Source organism: Streptomyces sp. MGP-P1, assembly GCF_057766565.1.
In genome coordinates, this window is the sequence record NZ_JBYMEM010000001.1 from 59,489 (window position 1) to 78,623 (window position 19,135).

General features: G+C 72.5%; 17 protein-coding genes and 1 pseudogene. 7 read left to right on the forward strand and 11 right to left on the reverse strand.

Going from position 1 to position 19,135, the window contains the following annotated elements; all coding sequences use genetic code 11:
- Positions 1-68: 68 nt before the first annotated feature.
- Positions 69-929 carry an ATP-binding cassette domain-containing protein gene (locus AC3CH1_RS00265; protein ID WP_488460962.1) on the forward strand — a complete coding sequence of 287 codons (861 nt, stop codon included), beginning with the start codon at positions 69-71 and terminating at the stop codon, positions 927-929.
- The gene (locus tag AC3CH1_RS00270; RefSeq protein WP_488460963.1) at positions 926-2,182 is read left to right on the forward strand and encodes a sugar ABC transporter permease; all 1,257 of its coding nucleotides are present in this window, start codon (positions 926-928) and stop codon (positions 2,180-2,182) included. The genes AC3CH1_RS00265 and AC3CH1_RS00270 overlap by 4 nt, the downstream gene beginning before the upstream one ends.
- 177 nt (positions 2,183-2,359) lie before the next feature.
- On the opposite strand, the gene AC3CH1_RS00275 is transcribed toward AC3CH1_RS00270, so the two are convergent.
- Genes AC3CH1_RS00275 through AC3CH1_RS00300 form a run of 6 tightly spaced genes read right to left on the reverse strand, consistent with a single transcriptional unit; the run spans position 2,360 to position 6,907 of the window.
- Positions 2,360-3,157, reverse strand: coding sequence for an urease accessory protein UreD (locus AC3CH1_RS00275; protein WP_488460964.1), 798 nt, complete (start codon positions 3,155-3,157; stop codon positions 2,360-2,362).
- Complete coding sequence (gene ureG / locus AC3CH1_RS00280; protein WP_488460965.1) at positions 3,154-3,906, reverse strand: urease accessory protein UreG; 753 nt, start codon at positions 3,904-3,906, stop codon at positions 3,154-3,156. Before ureG ends, AC3CH1_RS00275 begins: the two co-directional genes overlap by 4 nt.
- Complete coding sequence (locus tag AC3CH1_RS00285; RefSeq protein ID WP_488460966.1) at positions 3,899-4,564, reverse strand: urease accessory protein UreF; 666 nt, start codon at positions 4,562-4,564, stop codon at positions 3,899-3,901. Before AC3CH1_RS00285 ends, ureG begins: the two co-directional genes overlap by 8 nt.
- Positions 4,564-6,267 (reverse strand): urease subunit alpha, encoded by a 1,704-nt coding sequence (locus AC3CH1_RS00290; protein WP_265597490.1) that lies wholly within the window; start codon positions 6,265-6,267, stop codon positions 4,564-4,566. The genes AC3CH1_RS00285 and AC3CH1_RS00290 overlap by 1 nt, the downstream gene beginning before the upstream one ends.
- Entirely contained in the window at positions 6,255-6,608 is a 354-nt protein-coding gene (gene ureB / locus AC3CH1_RS00295) for an urease subunit beta (protein ID WP_488460967.1), read from the reverse strand. The genes AC3CH1_RS00290 and ureB overlap by 13 nt, the downstream gene beginning before the upstream one ends.
- On the reverse strand, positions 6,605-6,907 hold the full coding sequence (locus AC3CH1_RS00300; protein ID WP_050363096.1) for an urease subunit gamma: 303 nt from the start codon (positions 6,905-6,907) through the stop codon (positions 6,605-6,607). The genes ureB and AC3CH1_RS00300 overlap by 4 nt, the downstream gene beginning before the upstream one ends.
- A 527-nt stretch (positions 6,908-7,434) precedes the next feature.
- Here AC3CH1_RS00300 and AC3CH1_RS00305 point away from each other — a divergent pair.
- The 4 genes and pseudogenes from AC3CH1_RS00305 to AC3CH1_RS00320 form a co-directional block, all read left to right on the forward strand.
- Positions 7,435-7,788, forward strand: a pseudogene (locus AC3CH1_RS00305) (FAD-dependent oxidoreductase); the annotation flags it as partial.
- Positions 7,789-7,955: 167 nt separating this feature from the next.
- Positions 7,956-8,234: a DUF3253 domain-containing protein gene (locus tag AC3CH1_RS00310; RefSeq protein ID WP_488460968.1), complete on the forward strand. Its 279-nt coding sequence runs from the start codon at positions 7,956-7,958 to the stop codon at positions 8,232-8,234.
- Positions 8,235-8,305: 71 nt separating this feature from the next.
- A complete protein-coding gene (locus AC3CH1_RS00315) occupies positions 8,306-8,854 on the forward strand; it encodes a GNAT family N-acetyltransferase (RefSeq protein ID WP_488460969.1) in 549 nt (182 codons plus the stop codon).
- A gap of 182 nt (positions 8,855-9,036) precedes the next feature.
- Positions 9,037-12,381, forward strand: coding sequence for a S8 family peptidase (locus AC3CH1_RS00320; RefSeq protein ID WP_488460970.1), 3,345 nt, complete (start codon positions 9,037-9,039; stop codon positions 12,379-12,381).
- Between the two features lie 139 nt (positions 12,382-12,520).
- Here AC3CH1_RS00320 and AC3CH1_RS00325 read toward each other — a convergent pair whose 3' ends face one another.
- The 4 genes from AC3CH1_RS00325 to AC3CH1_RS00340 all read right to left on the reverse strand — a co-directional run bounded on the left by AC3CH1_RS00325 (position 12,521) and on the right by AC3CH1_RS00340 (position 16,029).
- Positions 12,521-13,108, reverse strand: coding sequence for a hypothetical protein (locus AC3CH1_RS00325; protein WP_488460971.1), 588 nt, complete (start codon positions 13,106-13,108; stop codon positions 12,521-12,523).
- Entirely contained in the window at positions 13,105-14,631 is a 1,527-nt protein-coding gene (locus AC3CH1_RS00330; protein WP_488460972.1) for an ATP-binding protein, read from the reverse strand. The genes AC3CH1_RS00325 and AC3CH1_RS00330 overlap by 4 nt, the downstream gene beginning before the upstream one ends.
- Positions 14,628-15,311 carry a response regulator gene (locus AC3CH1_RS00335; protein WP_488460973.1) on the reverse strand — a complete coding sequence of 228 codons (684 nt, stop codon included), beginning with the start codon at positions 15,309-15,311 and terminating at the stop codon, positions 14,628-14,630. The genes AC3CH1_RS00330 and AC3CH1_RS00335 overlap by 4 nt, the downstream gene beginning before the upstream one ends.
- A gap of 94 nt (positions 15,312-15,405) precedes the next feature.
- Positions 15,406-16,029, reverse strand: coding sequence for a class I SAM-dependent methyltransferase (locus AC3CH1_RS00340; protein WP_488460974.1), 624 nt, complete (start codon positions 16,027-16,029; stop codon positions 15,406-15,408).
- 116 nt (positions 16,030-16,145) lie between these two features.
- On the opposite strand from AC3CH1_RS00340, the gene AC3CH1_RS00345 reads away from it, so the two are divergent.
- Entirely contained in the window at positions 16,146-16,964 is an 819-nt protein-coding gene (locus AC3CH1_RS00345) for an APH(3'') family aminoglycoside O-phosphotransferase (RefSeq protein ID WP_488460975.1), read from the forward strand.
- Here the strand turns inward: AC3CH1_RS00345 and AC3CH1_RS00350 are convergent.
- Complete coding sequence (locus tag AC3CH1_RS00350; protein ID WP_488460976.1) at positions 16,951-18,909, reverse strand: CASTOR/POLLUX-related putative ion channel; 1,959 nt, start codon at positions 18,907-18,909, stop codon at positions 16,951-16,953. The two genes, AC3CH1_RS00345 and AC3CH1_RS00350, sit on opposite strands and share 14 nt — an antisense overlap.
- Positions 18,910-19,135 lie beyond the last annotated feature (226 nt).

The window sequence follows — 19,135 nt, forward strand, 5'->3', positions numbered from 1 at the left end:
CCGCGAAGGGGTGGGGCGCCCGCCCGGGCCGCCACTCCCCCGCCCACCCGCCCCCGGAAGGCCGGTCCATGTCCGCTGACTCCTTGCCCTCCCCTCACGAGGCGCCGGGCGGCTCGCTGCTCTCCCTGCGCGGCATCAGCAAATCCTTCGGCGCCGTCGCCGCACTCACCGATGTCGACCTCGACGTCGCCACGGGGCAGGTCGTGGCTCTGGTGGGCGACAACGGCGCGGGGAAGTCCACCCTGGTCAAGGTCCTCTCCGGGGTGCACCGGCCGGACGGCGGAACCATCGGCTTCGGCGCCGGGACCGTGGCGATCACCTCCCCGGCCACCGCACAGCGGCTCGGCATCGCGACCGTCTTCCAGGACCTCGCCCTGTGCGAGAACCTCAACGTCGTGGAGAACCTCTTCCTCGGGCGCGAGTCGCGCGGGCTGCGCCTGGACGAGGTGGGCATGGAGGTCCGCTCCCGTGCTCTGCTCGGGGAGCTGTCGGCGAAGATCCCCTCGGTACGCGTCCCGGTCGCGGCCCTGTCCGGCGGTCAGCGGCAGACGGTGGCCATCGCGCGGACGCTCCTGGGCGACCCCAAGGTGATCATCCTGGACGAGCCGACGGCCGCCCTGGGCGTGGCGCAGACGGCGGAAGTCCTCAATCTGATCGAGCGTCTGAGGGAGCGTGGGCTGGGCGTCATCATGGTCAGCCACAACATGGCCGACGTGCGGGCCGTCGCCGACACCGTGGCCGTCCTGCGGCTCGGCCGCAACAACGGAGTCTTCGCCGCGGCCGGGACGACGGCGTCGGAGCTGGTGGCGGCCATCACCGGAGCCACCGACAACGTGGTCAGCCGCCGCGCCGGCCGCGACCGGGCCACGGCCGACGGAACGGAGCCGGCGTACCGGACCGGCGCGGCGCACCAGGGGGAAGCATCATGACGGAACCGGCCGCTGTCACGAGCCCGGAGCTCTCCCCCGGCGGGCGCCCCGAGCCGATGCCCCGGTCCGCCGGTGCGCGCGGTCGTCTGCGAGCGGTTCTCGTCCGGCTGCGCGGCGGCGACCTCGGTCTCCTGCCCGTCCTCGCCGGGCTGGTCGTGATCTGGGTCGTGATGCAGGTCCTCAACCCCATCTTCCTGTCGAGCGCGAATCTCACGAACCTCGCCCTCGAGAGCGTGCCGGTCGGCATCATCGCGCTGGGAGTCGTCTGTGTCCTCCTCGTCGGCCAGATCGATCTGTCGGTCGGCTCGGTCAGCGGCCTCGGCGCTGCCGTGCTGGCGGTCCTCTTCGTGGACCGGGGGCTTCCGGTCTGGCTCGCCGTCGCCGTCCCGCTGGCCTTCGCGGGTCTGATCGGCTGGTTCTACGCCCAGGTCCACAACCGGGTCGGGGTGCCCAGCTTCGTCATCACCCTCGGCGGCCTCCTCGGCTTCCTCGGCGTGCAGCTGTGGATACTCGGGCCCAAGGGGTCGATCAACCTCCCCTTCGACTCGGGACTGGTGGCCTTCGCCCAACTCCACTTCCTGCCGCCCTGGTTGGCGTACGCGCTGGTCGTCGCGGGTGCGGCGGTGCTGTACGCGACCGGTGCCGCCCGTGCGTCGGAGCGCCGCAGGGCGGGGCTCACCGCCGCTTCTCGGCGCCTGCTCGCCGGACGGAGTCTGGCGCTGCTGGCCGGCCTCGGCGCGGCGGTCTGGTATCTCAACCGGGACCGGGGGGTGGGCTGGATGTTCGTGTTCTTCCTCGCCCTGGTGCTGGCGCTGCACTACGTCCTGTCCCGCACCTCGTTCGGCAAGTCGATGTACGCGGTCGGCGGCAACATGGAGGCCGCCCGGCGTGCGGGCGTGAACGTGAGGGCCGTCCTCACCACCGCGTTCGTGCTGTGCGCGACGCTCGCGTGCGTCGGCGGCGTCCTCTCCGCCTCACGGCTCGCGGCGGCCAACCAGAGCAGCGGCGGCGGTGACGTCAACCTCAACGCCATCGCGGCGGCCGTCATCGGCGGCACCAGTCTGTTCGGCGGCCGGGGCACCGCGTTCGCCGCGCTGCTCGGGGTTCTCGTGATCCAGTCCATCTCCAGCGGGCTCACGTTGCTGAATCTCGACTCCGCGTACCGCTTCATGGTGACCGGCGGGGTGCTGCTGCTGGCAGTGTCGTTGGATGCCGTGGCCCGGCGTTCGCGGGTCTCCCACGGCAGGGCCTGAGGCACCGCCCGTATCCGGTGGGCGCCGCAGATCCCGTGACCACGCGACCGGAGTCCGGTCACGATCGACGACGGCCGCTTCTACGTGGCCGAGGCGGGTACGGCCGATTCCGGAGGCAGCACGCCACAGACCGGCCGCGCGTGGCTGCACCGCTGGACGGAGGCGGTGCCCGACCCTTCACGGTGCTGGATCCGCCCCTGACGAGCGTTGTTCGCGTTCGTTCTCGGTCCGCCAGTGGTCCCACAGTTCCGCCAGCTCCGCTTCCATCGACGGTGCCTCGGTGTCCAGCAGCCGGACCTGGGCCCCGGGTCCCGCGAAGTCCGTCCGGTAGGGGTGGGGCGGCCCTGGCGGGCGGGCGCCGAGGGCGGTGACGGAGCCGATGATCCGGTTCGGGCCGAGGACGCCGGGCAGTTCGCGTAGGTCCGGGTCGGTCAGGTCGAGGTCCTCGACCAGCAGTTCCCGGTCCTCGTGAACGGCCCGGGTCCTGGCCCGGACGCTGCCACCGCGTTCCCCGGAGCGGCCCAGGACGAGGGTGTCGCGCCACAGCATCCGGGCGCCGGGTGCGAGCGTCACCTCCATCGTGCGGTCGACCCACGCCCCGTGCGCGACGACGAACGGCTTCCCGTCCCAGTCCAGTCGGCCTCCTGCCGCGATGTCGATCCTGGCCCGCCACGCCGATCCGCCTCCCCGGTGGTCGTACGCCACCAGACCGGAGGGTTCGACCAGCTCCAGGCGTGCCCCCGGGCCGACCGAGACGTGCAGCCGGAGATCGTCGCCGGCCAGCAGCCCCGCCCGGGTGCCGACGAGGGCGATCCGCAGACGGTCCGCACACGGCAGCAGGGGGCGGGGGGCGAGGAACGCCCCGGGAGACAACTCGCGGGCGAGGTGCCGGCCGGAGGAGTCACGCTCGACGGCGACGACCGTGGGGTCGTCGGGCTCGGCCGGGCGGGCGGCGGGCGCGGGCGGGCCGGTCACGAGCCGTCGTGGCTGTGGCTGTGGGGCGCCATCGGGCCGGGGTCGGTCGGCACATGGGTGCCGGAGCGGTGGCGTACCAGCACGGCCCGCACCCAGTCGGCCAGGTGGGCGATCGACTCCGGGTCGTGCTTGGACAGCGCGAGGACGGGCAGACCGTCGCGGGCCCGTTCGGCGTCGGCGACCATCGCGGCCACGTCGACCTCCACATGGGGGGCCAGGTCGGTCTTGTTGATGACCAGGAGGTCCGCGCCGGTGATGCCCGGGCCGCCCTTGCGGGCGACGTCCCCGCCGCCCGCGACGTCGATGCTGAAGAGCTGGGCGTCGGCGAGGGCGGGGCTGAACGTGGCGGTGAGGTTGTCTCCCCCGCTCTCGATGAGCACCAGGTCCAACGGCCCGTAGGCCTCCTCCAGGTCCTCCACCGCGTCGAGGTTGGCGCTGACGTCGTCGCGGATCGCGGTGTGCGGGCAGGCTCCTGTCTCGACGGCGCGGATGCGCTCGGTGGGCAGGACGCCGGCCGAGCGGAGGAAGCGGGCGTCCTCGTCGGTGTAGATGTCGTTGGTGACGACGGCCATGGAGAGCTCGCCGGCCAGTTCGCGGCAGAGGGTGGCGAGGATGGAGCTCTTGCCGGTGCCGACGGGGCCGGCGACGCCGATGCGCAGGGCGCGCGGCTGGTTGAGCGGCTGGTGATAGTGCTCGTTGGGGCCCTGGGCGGGTTGTCCGGGCTGCTGGGTGGAAGCGTTGTCAGGCAAGGAAGAGTCTCCGTTCGCGTCGGTCGTGTTCGAGTGCCCACTGCTCGGTGAGCGGTGGTGTACGGGCGGGGAGTTCGGCGGGGGTGCGCACGGCCAGTGCTTCGGTGACGGCTCTCGCGGCGTCCGCCTCGGCGGCGACGATCCACGCGACCGAGTCGAGGGGGTCGCCGGGCAGCAGCTTGAGCGCGGCGGAGGCGATGGTCTGCAGTTCGTCGTAGACGACGCCGTGGGCCAGCGCCTCCTCCCCCACCCCCAGGGCGGCCCCGAGCGCCCCGAGGGTGACCGGTCGCAGGGGGCGCGGGAGGAGCCGGGTCAGCGCGGTGACCGCGGGATGGTCGGGGGCCAGCCGGCGGGCGAGGCGGTGCACGCCTCGGCCCAGTGCGGCGGAGGCCTCGCGCAGCGGTGCCGTCGGCGTCCGGGCGGCGAGCGCCTCCTGCACGGGCGTGTAGTCGACCGGATCGCGCTGGGCCGCCCGCAGGGCGAGTACGGCGGCGGCGGCCTCGGTGACGACGGTGGTGTGCAGGCGGGCCCTCAGCAGGGCGGGGATCTGCGCGCGGGTGAGGCCCGCCGCGACGGCGGGTTCGAGGCCCGCGCTGTAGGTGTGGGCGCCGACCGGGAGCCGCCCGTCGGCGAGGAGGTAGGGGGCGAGGAGCGCCATCAGAACATGCTGTACCGCTGGGCCAGCGGCAGTTCGGCGGCGGGGGCGGGCTCGACGAGTTCCCCGTCGATGCGGATGGCGAAGGTCTCCGGGTCCACGTCGATGGCCGGGAGCGCCGTGTTGTTCGGCAGGTCCGCCTTGGTGAGGTGGCGGGTGGGCCGTACGGCGACCAACTCCCGGACCAGACCGAGACGTTCGGCCAGCCCGTCGGCCAGTGCCAACGGGGAGACGAAGCTGACGGACAGGTGCGGCGCGGCCTCGGCGGCGGCGGTGGCGCGCAGGAGGACCGGCTGGGTGGTGGGGATCGCCGCGCCCGCGTCGCCGAGCGGCGCGTACACGGCCATGCCGCCCTTGATGACGGCGGCGGGCCGGATCCCGAAGAAGGCGGGGTCCCAGAGCACCAGGTCGGCGAGTTTCCCGGGCTCCACGGAGCCGACGACGTGGTCGATGCCGTGGGCGACGGCCGGGCAGATCGTGTACTTGGCGACGTAGCGGCGCGCTCGCTCGTTGTCGGCGGGCAGTTCGCTGCCGCGGTCGCCGAAGCGCTGCTTCATGACGTGGGCGACCTGCCAGGTGCGGCAGACGACCTCGCCGATGCGGCCCATCGCCTGGGCGTCGGAGGAGGTGATGGAGAGTGCGCCGATGTCGTGCAGCACGTCCTCGGCGGCGATGGTGGTGGCCCGGATCCGGGACTCGGCGAAGGCGAGGTCCTCGGGCACCCGGGGGTTGAGGTGGTGGCACACCATCAGCATGTCGAGATGCTCGGCGACGGTGTTGACGGTGTGCGGGAGCGTCGGGTTGGTGGATGCCGGGAGGATGTTCGGGTGGGAGGCCACGGTGATGATGTCGGGAGCGTGGCCGCCGCCCGCGCCCTCCGCGTGGAAGACGTGGATACCGCGTCCGGCGATGGCGTCGAGGGTGCCTTCGACGTAGCCGACCTCGTTGAGGCTGTCCGCGTGCAGCGCCACCTGGAGTCCGTACGCGTCGGCCGCCCGCAGCGCGGCGTCGATCGCGGCCGGGGTGGCGCCCCAGTCCTCGTGGACCTTGTAGCCGCCGGCGCCGCTGAGGGCCGCCTCGCGCAGGGCCTCCTCGCCGACGGTGGAGCCCTTGCCGAACAGCATGACGTTGAGCGGGACGCGGTCCAGGGACCGGTGCATCATGGCGAGGTTCCAGGCGCCGGGGGTGACGGTGGTGGCCTTGGAGCCCTCGGTGGCGCCGGTGCCGCCCCCGATGACGGTGGTGGTGCCGGTGGCGAGCGCCTCGTGGAGGGTTTCCGGCATCAGGAAGTGGACATGGGTGTCGACGGCTCCGGCCGTGAGGATGCGGCCCTCGCCGGAGATCACGTCGGTGCCCGGGCCGATCACCAGATCCGGATGGACGCCGTCGCTGATGTCGGGGTTGCCGGAGCGGCCGAGGGCGACGATCCGCCCGTCGCGGACGCCGATGTCGGTCTTGACGACGCCCCAGTGGTCCAGGACGACCGCGTTGGTGATGACCAGATCGGGTGCGCCCTCGGCCCGGGACGCGGTGGCCTGGGCCATCGACTCGCGGATGGACTTGCCGCCCCCGAAGACGGCCTCGTCGCCGCCGAAGCACCGGTCCTCCTCGACCTCGATCCACAGATCGGTGTCGGCGAGGCGGATCCGGTCCCCGGTGGTGGGGCCGTAGAGCGAGGCGTAGGCGGCGCGGGTCAGCTGGGCCATGTCACAAGGTCCTCCGTTCGAGGTGAGGGGGCGGGGGCGGGTGTCCGGGCCTCGGGCAGCACGATGCCGGGAACGCGGCGGCGGCCGCGGAGTTCGACGAGGCTGACGTCGACGCCTACCCCCGGCTCGAAGCGCAGCGACGTGCCCGACGGAATATCGAGCCGAAATCCCCGGGCGGCGGCCCGGTCAAAAGAAAGTGCGGGATTCGCGTCGGAGAAATGCAGATGGGATCCGACCTGAATGGGCCGGTCGCCGTCGTTCACCACGGTGATAGGCAATACCGTGCTTTCGGCATTGATGTGCAGCACTCCGGAGCCGGTCCGGATCTCGCCCGGGATCACGGGATCGGCGAGGTGATCGTGACGAGCTTGCGCCCGTCCGGGAAGGTCGCCTCGACCTGGACGTCGTGCAGCATCTCGGGGACGCCTTCCAGCACTTCAGCGCGGGTGAGCACGGCCCTTCCCGCGGTCATCAGCTCGCTGACGGGGGCTCCCTCACGGGCCCGCTCCATCGCCCAGCACGCGAGCAGGGCGACGGTCTCCGGGTAGTTGAGGCGGACGCCGCGGGCACGCCGGTCGCGGGCGATCATTCCGGCAACACTCAGTAGCAATTTCTCCGTGTCGGACGGAGTCAGAAACATGGGAAACCTCCATGGCGGCCTCCCCGGAATTCCCGGCGGCGCCTGAACCACATGCCTCTTATAGCTCTTCTCTTCGCGGCGTGGCAAATTCCTACGCACGGCAAAAAGTCCCTTTTTGTGGTTACGACCCACTACATACGGGCAAAACGTACAAAATTCGGTCGGGTGACTACCCGGGTGAGCACGCGGGAGCGGGCCGGCCGGAAGGTTCCGTTGGCGGTGCCTCGCCAGGTCCGCCCTGGTGTCGGGTGGGACGCGAAGGTGACCGAACGGCGTCCCCGGTTCGCGCCCCCGGGAGGTCCGGCGTCTCGAAACGGGGCGGAAGATCAGGGGTGAGAAGTGATCGTGTGGTGGTCATCGATCCCACCTGCTCCTTCGGAAGAACTCCGGGCCCGCCCTCACCAGTGATTCGGAGCCGGGCACCGAAGGTATGGGTCCGTCGGGTGACCCGCCTCACACCTGGCCCCTGTCAGCAATCGGAGCGCTGTCCCGTTCAAGGGGTACGCGAACGAGACAGGAGCCATGACATGAAGCACCGCATCGTCGTACTCGGCGCCGGCTACGCCGGGGCTTTCGCCGCCGGCAACCTGGCCTGCAGGCTCTCCCCCGCCGACACCGAGATCACCGTCGTCAACGCCGCGCCCGACTTCGTCGAGCGGATGCGCCTCCGCCAGCTCGCCAGTGGCCAGGAGCTCGCGTCCCGCAGGCTCGCCGACGTGTTCGCGGGCACCGGGGTGCGGCTGCGTCTGGCGCGTGTCACCGGTATCGACCCCGAGCACAGGACCGTCGCCGTGGCCGGCGAGGACGGCGCCGGTGAACTCGCCTACGACACCCTTCTGTACGCGCTCGGCAGCTCCGTCGCCCACCATGACGTCCCCGGCGCGAACCCCACGCTCGCGTGAGGATCGTAGGACCGGTACGGATTCGTCGTCCCCGTGAACACCGGGTCGGCCGCGCCACCCCGTGCACACCGTGGTCGCCTGCCGGACCCGCCGAGGCGATTCCGCGGCTCCGCGCGCCGCCGGCGTACCGGTGACACCATGGAGAGGTGCCCGAGGACGAGCAACGGAACGGCAGACGCCTGGAGCAGGCGATCATCGACCTGCTGAAGCGGCGTGGCCCGAACGCCACCATCTGCCCCTCCGACGCCGCGCGCGCCGTGTACCGAGGCGACGACGACGGCTGGCGTTCCCTGATGGAGCCCGCCCGCCAGGCGGCCCGGCGGCTGGTCGGAGCCGGTCGGGTCGAGATCACCCAGGGAGGCCGCCCCGTCGCACCGGACGAGGCCCGGGGCCCGATCCGGATCCGGATACGGCGCGCCCGCTGACGTCCGTGCGCCGACTCATCGCGCAGGGCGCCTGATGCGCTGCTGCGGGCGGGCGCGGTAGTTTGCCCGCCATGACGGAACTCGGATGCGTCGCCTGGCCACCTGCCCCGATCGACACGGCGCGGCTCGTGCTCCGTGAGTCCGCGGCCCGGGACCGTGGGGCGTTCATCGAGCTGTTCGCATCGCCGGAAGTGGGCGTCCACCTCGGCGGCCCCCGTCCGCGTGATGAACTCGAACAGGCCGTTCCCGAGGTGCCGGGACAGCGCCGGGGTCTCTTCGTCGTGGACCTGGGCGGAGCGATGGTCGGCACGGTCACGCTCGAACGCCGGGCCGCCGAGCGTCCGGGCGGCCTCGGTCCGGACGGCGACCGCGCCGAGCTCGGGTACATGTTCCTGCCCCGGGCGTGGGGGTCCGGATACGCCGCCGAGGCGTGCGCCGCAGCACTCGGCTGGTTCGCCGCCGCGCGGCCGGGCGAACCGGTCGTCCTGTGCACACAGATCGCCAACACCCGCTCGATGCGCCTCGCGCGGAAGCTGGGGTTCACCGAGGTGGCGCGGTTCGAGGAGTACGGCGCCGAGCAGTGGTTCGGCGTGTGGAGTCCGGTCACTCCGTCCGGTTGATCAAGGTGCCGCACGCCCTCGCGGGCAGGGCGGATCACGGCGCTCCGCTGTTACACAACGATCATTGAGTGCGCCCGAACGGCCTCTGCATACTTCAGGAATCCGGGGCCGAACGCTTATCCCAACGCGCCCCGTGCGGCCGGGCCTTCGCCCGCCCGAACCACTCCTGAGCAGGGGCAATCTTGCGAAAAAGATCAACGAGGGCGTACGCGCTCGTCGCCGCGGCCTCGGTCGCCCTCACCGCGGGCATGACCGGCCCGGCGTCGGGGAAGACCGGCGGCCCGGCACCGGCAAACCCATCCACCGCCCAGGCCTTAAAGGCAGACGGCCGGACCGTCGGCACCGTCACCCTGATCACCGGCGACCGGGTCCTCGTGGACGCCAAGGGCCGGGTCGGGGGCATCGAGCGGGCCAAGGGCCGCGAGGACATCCCCTTCTTCACCGAGATCCACGACGGCCGCACCCACGTCGTGCCGCGTGACGCCCGGCAGCTGATCGCCGACGGCAGACTGGACCGGCGGCTGTTCGACATCACCGCACTGGCCGAGCCGGAGAGCCTCAAGGCCCACCGGGACGGGCTCAAGGTGATCGTCGGCTACCGGGGAGCGGCGGCCGGGTCCGCCCGTGCCGAGGTGCGGTCCGCGGAAGGCACCACCGTCCGCCGGACCCTGTCGGCTCTCGACGCCGACGCCGTCACCAGCGCCGCGGCCACCGACAGCGAGGGCGCCCTGTGGGACGCCCTGACGCGTCAGCGGGAGGACGGTTCGGCGGCCACCGCGTCCGGCATCGCGCGGATCTGGCTCGACGGTGTGCGCAAGACCTCGCTCGACCGCAGCACCGGTCAGATCGGTGCCCCGGCGGCCTGGGCCCGGTCGTTCGACGGCACCGGTGTGAAGATCGCCGTCGTGGACACGGGCATCGACGCCACCCATCCGGACCTGGCGGGCCGGGTGGCCGCGGAGCGCAACTTCAGCGGCTCCCCGGACGCCCGGGACCGTGACGGGCACGGCACACACGTGGCCTCCACGGCGGCCGGCACCGGGGCGAAGGACGCCCGGTTCAAGGGTGTGGCCCCCGGAGCGAGGCTGATCAACGCGAAGGTGCTGGACGACCGGGGCTTCGGTGACGACTCCAGCATCATCGCGGGGGTCGACTGGGCCGTCGCCCAGGGCGCCGACGTCGTCAACATGAGCCTGGGCGGCCTCGACACCCCCGGAATCGACCCGCTGGAAGCCCAGGTCAACAAGGTCTCCGCGGAGAAGGGCGTCCTGTTCGCGATAGCCGCGGGCAACAACGGGCCGGACCAGGGCACGGTCGCGTCGCCGGGCAGCGCCGACGCGGCCCTGACCGTCGGCGCCGTCGACGACAACGACCTGATGGCCGACTTCTCCAGCGTCGGTCCCCGTACCGGTGACAAGGCCGTCAAGCCCGACATCACCGCACCGGGCGTCTCGATCACGGCGGCCGCCGCGGAGGGCGTGGCGGGGCAGAACCCGCCCGGCTACCGCAGCCTGAACGGCACGTCCATGGCGACTCCGCACGTCGCGGGGGCCGCGGCGATCCTCAAGCAGAAGAACCCCGCCTGGACCGGCGCCCAGCTCAAGGCCGCCCTGACGGGCTCGGCCAAGGACGGCGCCCACTCGGTCTTCCAGCAGGGCGCGGGCCGGCTCACCGTCGACAGGGCGATCGACCAGACGGTCGTCGCCGAGCCGGTCTCCGTGAACCTGGGCACCCAGACGTGGCCCCACAGCGACGACGCCCCCGTCACGGAGCGGGTGACGTACCGCAACAGCGGCAGCGCCGACGTGACGCTGGACCTGTCGCTGTCCGCGCCGACCGGCGGGGACGGAAAGCCCGCCCCGGCCGGCTTCTTCACCCTCGGAGCCCAGCGGGTCACGGTCCCGGCGGGCGGGACCGCCGCCGTGGACCTGACGGCCGACACCCGCCTCGGCGGTACGGTCGACGGCTCCTACTCCGCCACGGTCGTGGCGTCCGGGGGCGGGCAGAGCGTGCGCACGGCGGCAGCGGTGGAGCGTGAGGCCGAGTCGTACGAGGTCACCTTCAACGCCAGGGGACGGGACGGCGCGCCCAGCACGGGCTGGCAGGCGGACCTGAAGGGGTACGTCGGTCATGCCTCGGGCCTGCGGTTCTTCCCTGACCTGTCGTCCGGTTCGGCCACCGTGCGGCTGCCGCGCGGCACCTACAACCTGTCGGCCGACATGCTGGTCGACCCCGCGGCTCCGGGCAAGGGCGCCGACCTGATCAACAACCCCCGGTTCTCGGTGACCGGCCCGACCACGGTCGACCTCGACGCCCGGACCACCCAGCCGGTGACGTTCAAGGTGCCGGACGCGACGGCCACTCCGACGCGCGCGGGGATGATGTACTCCCTCAGCACGCCCGAGACGGGCATCACCCTGTGGAGCGACTTCACGAGTTTCGACAACGTCCGCACCGCGTACCAGGGTTCCCCGGTGACCGGCGACTCCTCCCTCTACCAGCAGTGGTCCGCCCACTGGAAGCAGGGGGCGACCGAGTACAACGCGCTCGCCGGCAGTCTGGTCCCGGAGCTGGCCACCGGCTACAGCAAGACGTACACGACCAAGAACATGGCCCTGGTGAAGGTGCGGATCGGATCGTCCGTGCCGGGCCTCGACGGCATCGTCAGGGCGGACGGTGAACTGGCCAACGGGGGGATCGCCCCGCTCTACTCGGCGCACCCCCTGCCGGGGACCCGGAAGGTGTACCTGTCCACGGACGACGACGCCCTCTGGAACATCGCGGCCGGTGTGCTGGGCGAGAAGGACGCGGCCGGCAACCGGCAGGTCGAAGGGGCCTACTCCTTCCCGCAGTCACGACGCTTCGAGCCGGGGACGACGCACACCGAGACCTTCCACGCCGGTGTGATGGGGCCGCAGATCAAGGCCGGCGACGGCCTCGTGCGGGACGGCGACAACCTCTACGGCTCGCTGGCACTGGTCAGTGACGGGCCGGGCCATCCCGGGTTCGCCCGGTACGCCGGTGCGACCACCACCATCCACCGTGACGGCGTGCTGTACGCGAAGGAGGACGCGGCCATCGACGAGCGGTTCTTCGCGCTGCCTGCGGAGTCCGCCACGTACAAGGTGGCGACCACCGTCAACCGGAACCCGGCGGTGTACCGCGCCGGGAACCGGATCGACGCCTCGTGGACCTTCACCTCGGCTCGCACCGAGGCTCCGGCGACGCTGCCGGTCTCCACGGTCCGCTTCCAGCCTCAGCTCGCGCTGGACTCCACCGTTCCGGCAGGCTCCCAGCAGACGTTCCCCGTCGTGGTGCAGGGCGCGGCGGCCGGAGCCGGCCTGAAGTCGCTGCGGGTGACGGTGTCGTACGACAACGAGAAGTGGCTGCCCGCCCAGGTCACCGCGGGCAAGGTCACCGTGAGCGCCCCGGCGAAGGGCAAGGCGATCTCGTTGAAGGCCGTCGTCACCGACAAGAGCGGCAACACGTCGACCGTGACGATCCACAACGCCTTCTTCGGCAGGTGAGACGCCCCCGGGCGGAACACCGCCCGGGGTGATCCCGGGCGAAGCGGCCCGCCGGAACGGAAGTTCCGGCGGGCCGCTGTCATGCCGGCGGTGGGGTGGTCCGCTCCCTCCGCCCGTTCCGGCACCCCCGATCGGGCGCTCAGCGTGCCGGGGCCGGGACCGGACGGTGGGAGCAGTCGGCCGGAGCGAGGCGACCGTCCCGGCCGACCAGGGTGACGGGCAGTGCCCCCTGCGTCCGGGCGGCGAAGGCTGCCGTGCAGACGAGTTGGTCGCGGGCGGGGGCGGACAGCCGCCTCACCCGCAGGTCCAGCCTGACCTCGACGGTGGAGTCACCCGTCACGACCCGGTCCACGGCGGACGCCTCACGGGGCAGTGCAGGGGCGTTGCGGAGCCCGGCCCGCCGTTCGGCCTTGTTCGGCCCGTCGAGCAGGGCGGTGACGGCCGTCAGGGGCGACAGGGCCTTGCTCGCCTCCTCGCGCTCCGAGGCCGAGATCCCCGGGCGGCCCTGCCAGGGGACGTCGACGATCCGTGGCACGGGCAGCAGTTCGCCGTCGGGAGAGAAGAAGAACAACAGCACCCGTGAGTCACGCGGGGGCAACAGGTCGCCGACCGGCGGCCTCCCGGCCCCGACCACGCCCGTCTCCTGGATACCGCAGCCGGAGAGCGGCGCCCCGGCGAGCACCAGCAGCGTGGTCAGCCCGACCGCGCGGAACGCCCGCTGCCTCACGCGTGCGCCTCCGTGTTGTCGGAGCCGGTCCCCGGCCCTTCGCCGTGTGCGGCAGCCCGACCGTCCGGCACGCCGTGGCCCGAGGCGACGGGCCCGTCGAAGGGCAGTTCCACGGTGAACAGCGCGCCGCCGCCGGGCGGGCTCGAAGCGCGGATCGTTCCGCCGTGGAGGCGCACGTTCTCCTGGGTGATCGCGAGTCCGAGGCCACTGCCCGACGAGCGGGAACGTGCGGCGTCCGCCTTGTAGAAGCGGTCGAAGACGTTCGGCAGCGCTTCGGGGGCGATTCCGGGGCCGCTGTCGCGTACCTCGGTGATCAGCGCGCCCGCGCGGGCCGACAGCCGGACGGTGACGGGTTCGGCCCCGTGGTGCAGGGCGTTGCCGACGAGGTTGGCCACGATGACGTCGAAGCGTCGCGGGTCGAGGCGGATGCGGACGCCCTCGGGCAGCTCCGCACGGACCCGGTCCTGCCACTGCCTGCCGGACAGGGTTCTCCGTACGGCCTCCGCCGCGTCCACCTCGTCGGTGCTGAGTCCGGCCGCGCGGGCGTCGAAGCGGGACATCTCCATCAGGTCCTCCACCAGCACGGCCAGTTTGCCGGTCTCGGCGCTGATCAGGCGCACCGCCCGGGCGGTGTCCGGGTCGAGCGTCCCGGCCTCCTCGTCCAGCACGTCCGTGACGGCGAGCATCCCCGCGAGGGGGGTGCGCAGTTCGTGCGAGACGTCCGAGGCGAAACGCCGGGCCCGCGCCCCGGCGTCCCGGAGTTCCTGTACGGAGTGTTCGAGGCGGGCCGCCGAGCTGTTGAACGTCCGGGCGAGGTCCGCCATTTCGTCCCTTCCGCGCACGGTGATCCGCGCGTCGAGCTGCCCGCCGCCCATGGAGTCCGCGGCACGGCGCAGTTCACGGACGGGGCGCAGCACGCTGCGCGCCGCGAACAGGGCGGGCACCAGGGCCACGACCAGGCCCGGCAGCGCACCGTCGCGGGCGGCGGTCACCAGTGCGTCGACGTCCGTCTCCTCGTTCGTCATGGGCATCACGGCGAAGAGGACCAGACCGCTGGGCACCGCACCGCCGCCCGCGACGACCCGTGTCATCACCGGCATCCCGATCGTCAGATAGGCGTTCCCGTCCTTGACGACCCGCTGGAAGCTGCCCTGGGGCGCGGTCCGCGCGGCACGGCGCAGCTCCCCGGTCAGCACACCGGAGACGGGCCGGTCTCCCGAGGAGACGTGCACCGAGCCGTACTCGGCGAACACGATCCACGGATGGGGTTTGGAGCGGGCCGCGATGTCGTACAGGTCCCACCGGACCGATTCCGGGTCCAGGGGCAGGCCGGGGACGAAACGCTCGACCTCCTCGCGGAAGGAGGCGACCGCCGTGTCCTGTGCGCGTTCGAGGACCGCACTGCGCGCCTCCCGGTAGGTCAACGCGGCCGTCGTGGCCGCGCTGACCGCGGCCACCAGAAGGAACGCGAGCACCAGCCGGGTGCGCACCCCGAAGGCGGCGGCCGCTCCGGGTATCTTCACAGCGGGCCGAAGCGGTAGCCGAATCCCCGCACGGTCTGAATGTACCGAGGGCTGTCGGACAGGTCTTCGATCTTGATGCGGAGTCGGCGCACGCAGGCGTCCACCAGGCGCACATCGCTGTGGTAGCTGTGGTCCCAGACCTCTTCCAGAAGCCGCTGCCGGCTGAAGACCCTTCCCGAAGCCGCGGACAGGAACAGCAACAGCTTCAGCTCGGAAGGTGCGAGCGGGACCGGTCGGCCCGACTTCAGGACGGTGTGACCGGCCCGGTCGATGTCCAGGTCGCCGTGGTGTTCGACGGCGGGCCGGGCGCCGGGCGGGGCGTCGATGCGGCGCAGCACAGCACGGATGCGGGCTTCGATGACCTCGGTACGGGCGGGCTTGACGACGTAGTCGTCCGCACCGGCCTCCAGACCGACGATGATGTCCACGTCATCGCCGCGCGCGGTGAGCATGATGATCGGCAGCTGGCTTTTCGCGCGTACGCGGCGGCACACCTCGACACCGTCCATCAGGGGCAGCATCAGATCGAGCAGCAGGAGGTCGGGGCGGAAGACGTCCAGCGCCTCCAGGCCGGCCTCACCGGTCGCGGTGGCGAGGACCTCGTGCCCGCGGCGGCGCAGCCCCATCTCGACGCCGTCGCGTACGGACGGATCATCTTCGACGAGGACGACGCGTGGCATGCCGGTATCTCCAGGTCCTGGGACAGGAAGGATCGCGAAAGGGGGGTTTCGGTGAGCGCGCGGCGGGGAGCGGACTCCCCGGGAGGCCGCGGGTTCACGTGGCGGGTCGGGTGTGCACGCTGACCGCGTAGCCGCCACCGTCGTACGGGTCGCCGCTCCAGGTCGCGTACCGCTGCCGCAGGGTCAGTCCGGCCCGGGCACACCACCGGTCGAACTCGGTGATGGTCACCGGAGCTTCGTCCAGCGGCAGGTGTGCCGCGTCCAGTCCCATGCCGGTGACCAGCAGACCGCCGGGGCGCAGGGCGGCGGCCAGGTGCCCGACGACGGTCGCTCCGGTGCCGGGGGCCAGCAACGGGATGACGTTTCCGGCGGCGAGCACCAGGTCGAAGTCGGGATCCAGGCCGAGGGCGTCCAGATGGGCCAGATCGCCGAGGAGCCAGTCCTGTGCGGGTGCTTCGCGGCGCGCGACGGCGAGCATCGAGGCGTCGACGTCCACGCCGGTGCAGTGGTGGCCCAGTTCGGCGAGGCGGATCGCGATCCGGCCGGTGCCGCAGCCCGCGTCGAGCACACGGGCGGCCGGTTTCAGCAACGCGGCGCAGAAGGATGCCTCGCCGTGGATGTCGTGCCCCGACTCGGCGAGCCGTGCGAACCGCCGGGCGTACTCCTCCCCCGCCTGTCCACCGGTCAGTTCCGCCCAACGGTCGCGTTGCCCAGTCATGTTCAGCTTGCCTTCCGGTCAGCCCCCAGCGGGAGCATAAACGAGCCTGTCACCCGGAGTCAGGTTCGGGTGGCTCCGGGCCGGCCCGGTACGCCGGGCTGGCTAGAGTCTCCGCCATGAGCGATCACTGCGATCCCGGGGCCGTCTCGCCGGTGCTGTTCGGCGTGGGGGGCGACTGGCTGCCTGTCGCCGCCGGCGAATCGAGTGCCTCCGTCTTCCGCTCCGTGGACGCCACCCGGTACGCCAAGTGCGTGCCCGCCAAGGATGCGGCCGGGCTTGAGGCGGAACGCGACCGGATCGCCTGGCTGAGCGGTCAGGGCGTACCGGGCCCCCGGGTGCTCGACTGGTACGCCGGTGACGCGGGCGCCTGCCTGGTCACCCGTGCCGTCCCGGGCGTACCCGCTGATCAGGTGAGCGCCGAGGATCTTCGCGCTTCCTGGGGGCACATCGCGGACGCGGTCCGTGGGCTGCACGAGGTGGCCGTGGCCTCGTGTCCGTTCCGCCGGGGGCTGGACTCCGTGTTCGCCGTCGCACGTGACGTCGTGGCCCGGGGCGCCGTGCATCCGGAGTTCCTCCCGGTCGAACAGCAACTCGTGCCCCCCGCGGAGCTGCTGGCCCGCCTCACCGGGGAGATCCCTCGGCGACGGGATCAGGAGGCCGCCGACTCGGTCGTCTGCCACGGCGATCTGTGTCTGCCCAACATCATCCTCGATCCGGAGACCCTGGAGGTGTCGGGCTTCATCGACCTGGGTCGTCTCGGAGCGGCCGACCGTCACGCCGACCTGGCGCTGCTGCTCGCCAACGCGCGCGAGACATGGGGGGACGAGGAGCGGGCACAGGTCGCGGACGCGGCGTTCGCCGAGCGGTACGGCATCGCCCCGGATCAGGAGCGCCTGCGCTTCTACCTCCATCTCGACCCGCTCACCTGGGGCTGAGGGCTGTCCCGCAATCCCCGGCGGCGACCGTCGGCAGGTGATGACGGTCCGTCGCGACGACCACCACCTGGTCCTCGGCGTGCCAGACGCGCCGCTCGCCCTTCGGCGGGTTGAGTCTGATGCCGTGGTCCCCGGGTCCGGTGCGGGCGACGTCGTGCCGACGGTAGCCGATCGCGCATTCGCCCCGGTCCCGCGCGGCGGCGACGACGCCGGCGAAGGTGGCCTCGGCGCCCGGGTGGATGTAGGCGCCGGCCGGCCGCAGACAGACGTTGTTGCCCTCTGCGGAGAACAACTCCTCGAAGACGGGGGCCAGATGCCGGTTCTGGGCGATCTGAGCCATGAGAAGTCCGATCAGCATCCCGCTGACGATGACGTCGGAGCCGCTGTTCACGGGCGCCAGGGGGCGGTTCCGGTCATCGACGAGCTCGGTGACGACACGCGTCTCGCGTCCGGTTCGCTGCTCCAACAGTCGCACGGCCAGCAGCGTGACCAGGGTCCAGTCGTCCGGGTGGTCGGGGCCGTCGCCCCGGTCCGGGCCCAGGACGACCACCGCCTCGTACGGATCGAGGTCGAGGCCGAGCACGGTCTCGGGCCGCGACAGCGGAGCCGACCGGAAGCGCACGTCCGGCCCGGTCGGCTCCCCGCCCTCCGGCTCTCTCGGCCCGGGTACGGCGCTGTCGGCGACCACGTCCACGACGGAGCCCGGGCGGGCCGTGCGCCGTAACTGGTCCAGTACCAGGGGGGCCCGGCGGTTCCAGCCGAGCAGCAGCAGCCGGGAGGGGCCGGCCGGCTCGGCCCGCGCCGCGGCGATCGCCGAGGCGTCGACGAGGTGCCGGCAGTCCTCGACGCGGGTGCTGTCGTCATCGCGGGCGAGCACGATCAGGCGGCTTCCGGGGCGGACGACGGTGTCGGCGGGCGGGTTCAGCAGCGTACGGCCCTCGGGTGTGAGCAGCCCCACCACGCAGGAGTCCGGGTGGCTCAGCAGGGTCGGTCCGAAGGGGCCGTGGTGGAACGCGGTGGCGTCGGCGAGATGGAACTCGTCGCCCGCGAAGTCGAGGAGGTCGCGCAGTACGAGGGAGAGGCCTGGGCGTCCGACGCACTGCGCGATCAGCCGGGCCGTGACCGTGTCGGTCTCCAGGACCGTGCCGCGGGGACCCGCGGCCAGCCGGGCCGGGGCACGGTACCGGTCGTCCCGGACCGCGGCGAGTACCGGCGGCCCGTCCGTGTCCTCGCCGAGGACCGCCCGCAGGGCCAGCAGGATGCGCAGCACCTCGGCGTCGGCCGTCGGTTCCGCCGACGGCAGCACCACCACCGTGCTCGCCGACCGCGGGCTGACAAGTGCGAGAACGTCCGGATCACTGGCGGGACCACTGCGGCAGATGATCCGGGCGCGGGAAGCCGGGGCAGCCCGCGCGGCCAGCACCTCCTCCATCTCGGCCTTGTCGCGGTCGGCGAGCAGCACGATGGCGCGCGGCCGCCGCGGGGCCCGGGCGGCGACCAGCTCGCCCACCACGGTGGTCACCTGGTCGGACCAGCCGAGCACCAGAACGTGCCCCTGCTCCAGGACCGTGGACCGCCCCCTGCTCAACTCCGCCATCCGCTCGGCCAGTCCGGTCGTGATCACCCCGACGAGGGTCGACACGCAGAGCAGCGCGACCAGCCCGAGCACCGCGGAGAGCACCAGGCGCAGTGGCGTGCCGGTGGCCGCACCCAGGCGCAGCGTCTCGGCGCTGATCCGCCATGTCGCGATCAGCCGCTCCGAGAGGGACGTGGGCGATCCGGGATCCGTCCACACCAGCAGCAGGCTGACCGGGACGACGACGGCCAGGCAGGTGATCACCAGCCAGCCCATCAGGGTGCCGGTGGAACGGGCCAGCGTGCGGTCGAACCGATAGCGCGCCCAGTCCCGCAACGGCACCCGCGGCCGGCCCTTGGCTGATTGCACTGCCCACTCCCCCTCGCCCGCCGCCGCGCACCCCACGGTGGGTGCGGCACCGGCCGTCCCTCTCGGCAGAGTGCGGCCTCCGTCCTCGGGGCACGCCGGGTTCGGCGGTCGATTCATCCTTTCGGGCGCTCGACCACGGCGCGCCCGCATGAGTTCCGGCCGGCGGCCCGTGGGTTCCCCAGGCTTCTGCTCCTAGACCGTGAGCAGGCCGGCCGGCAGCGCGGCG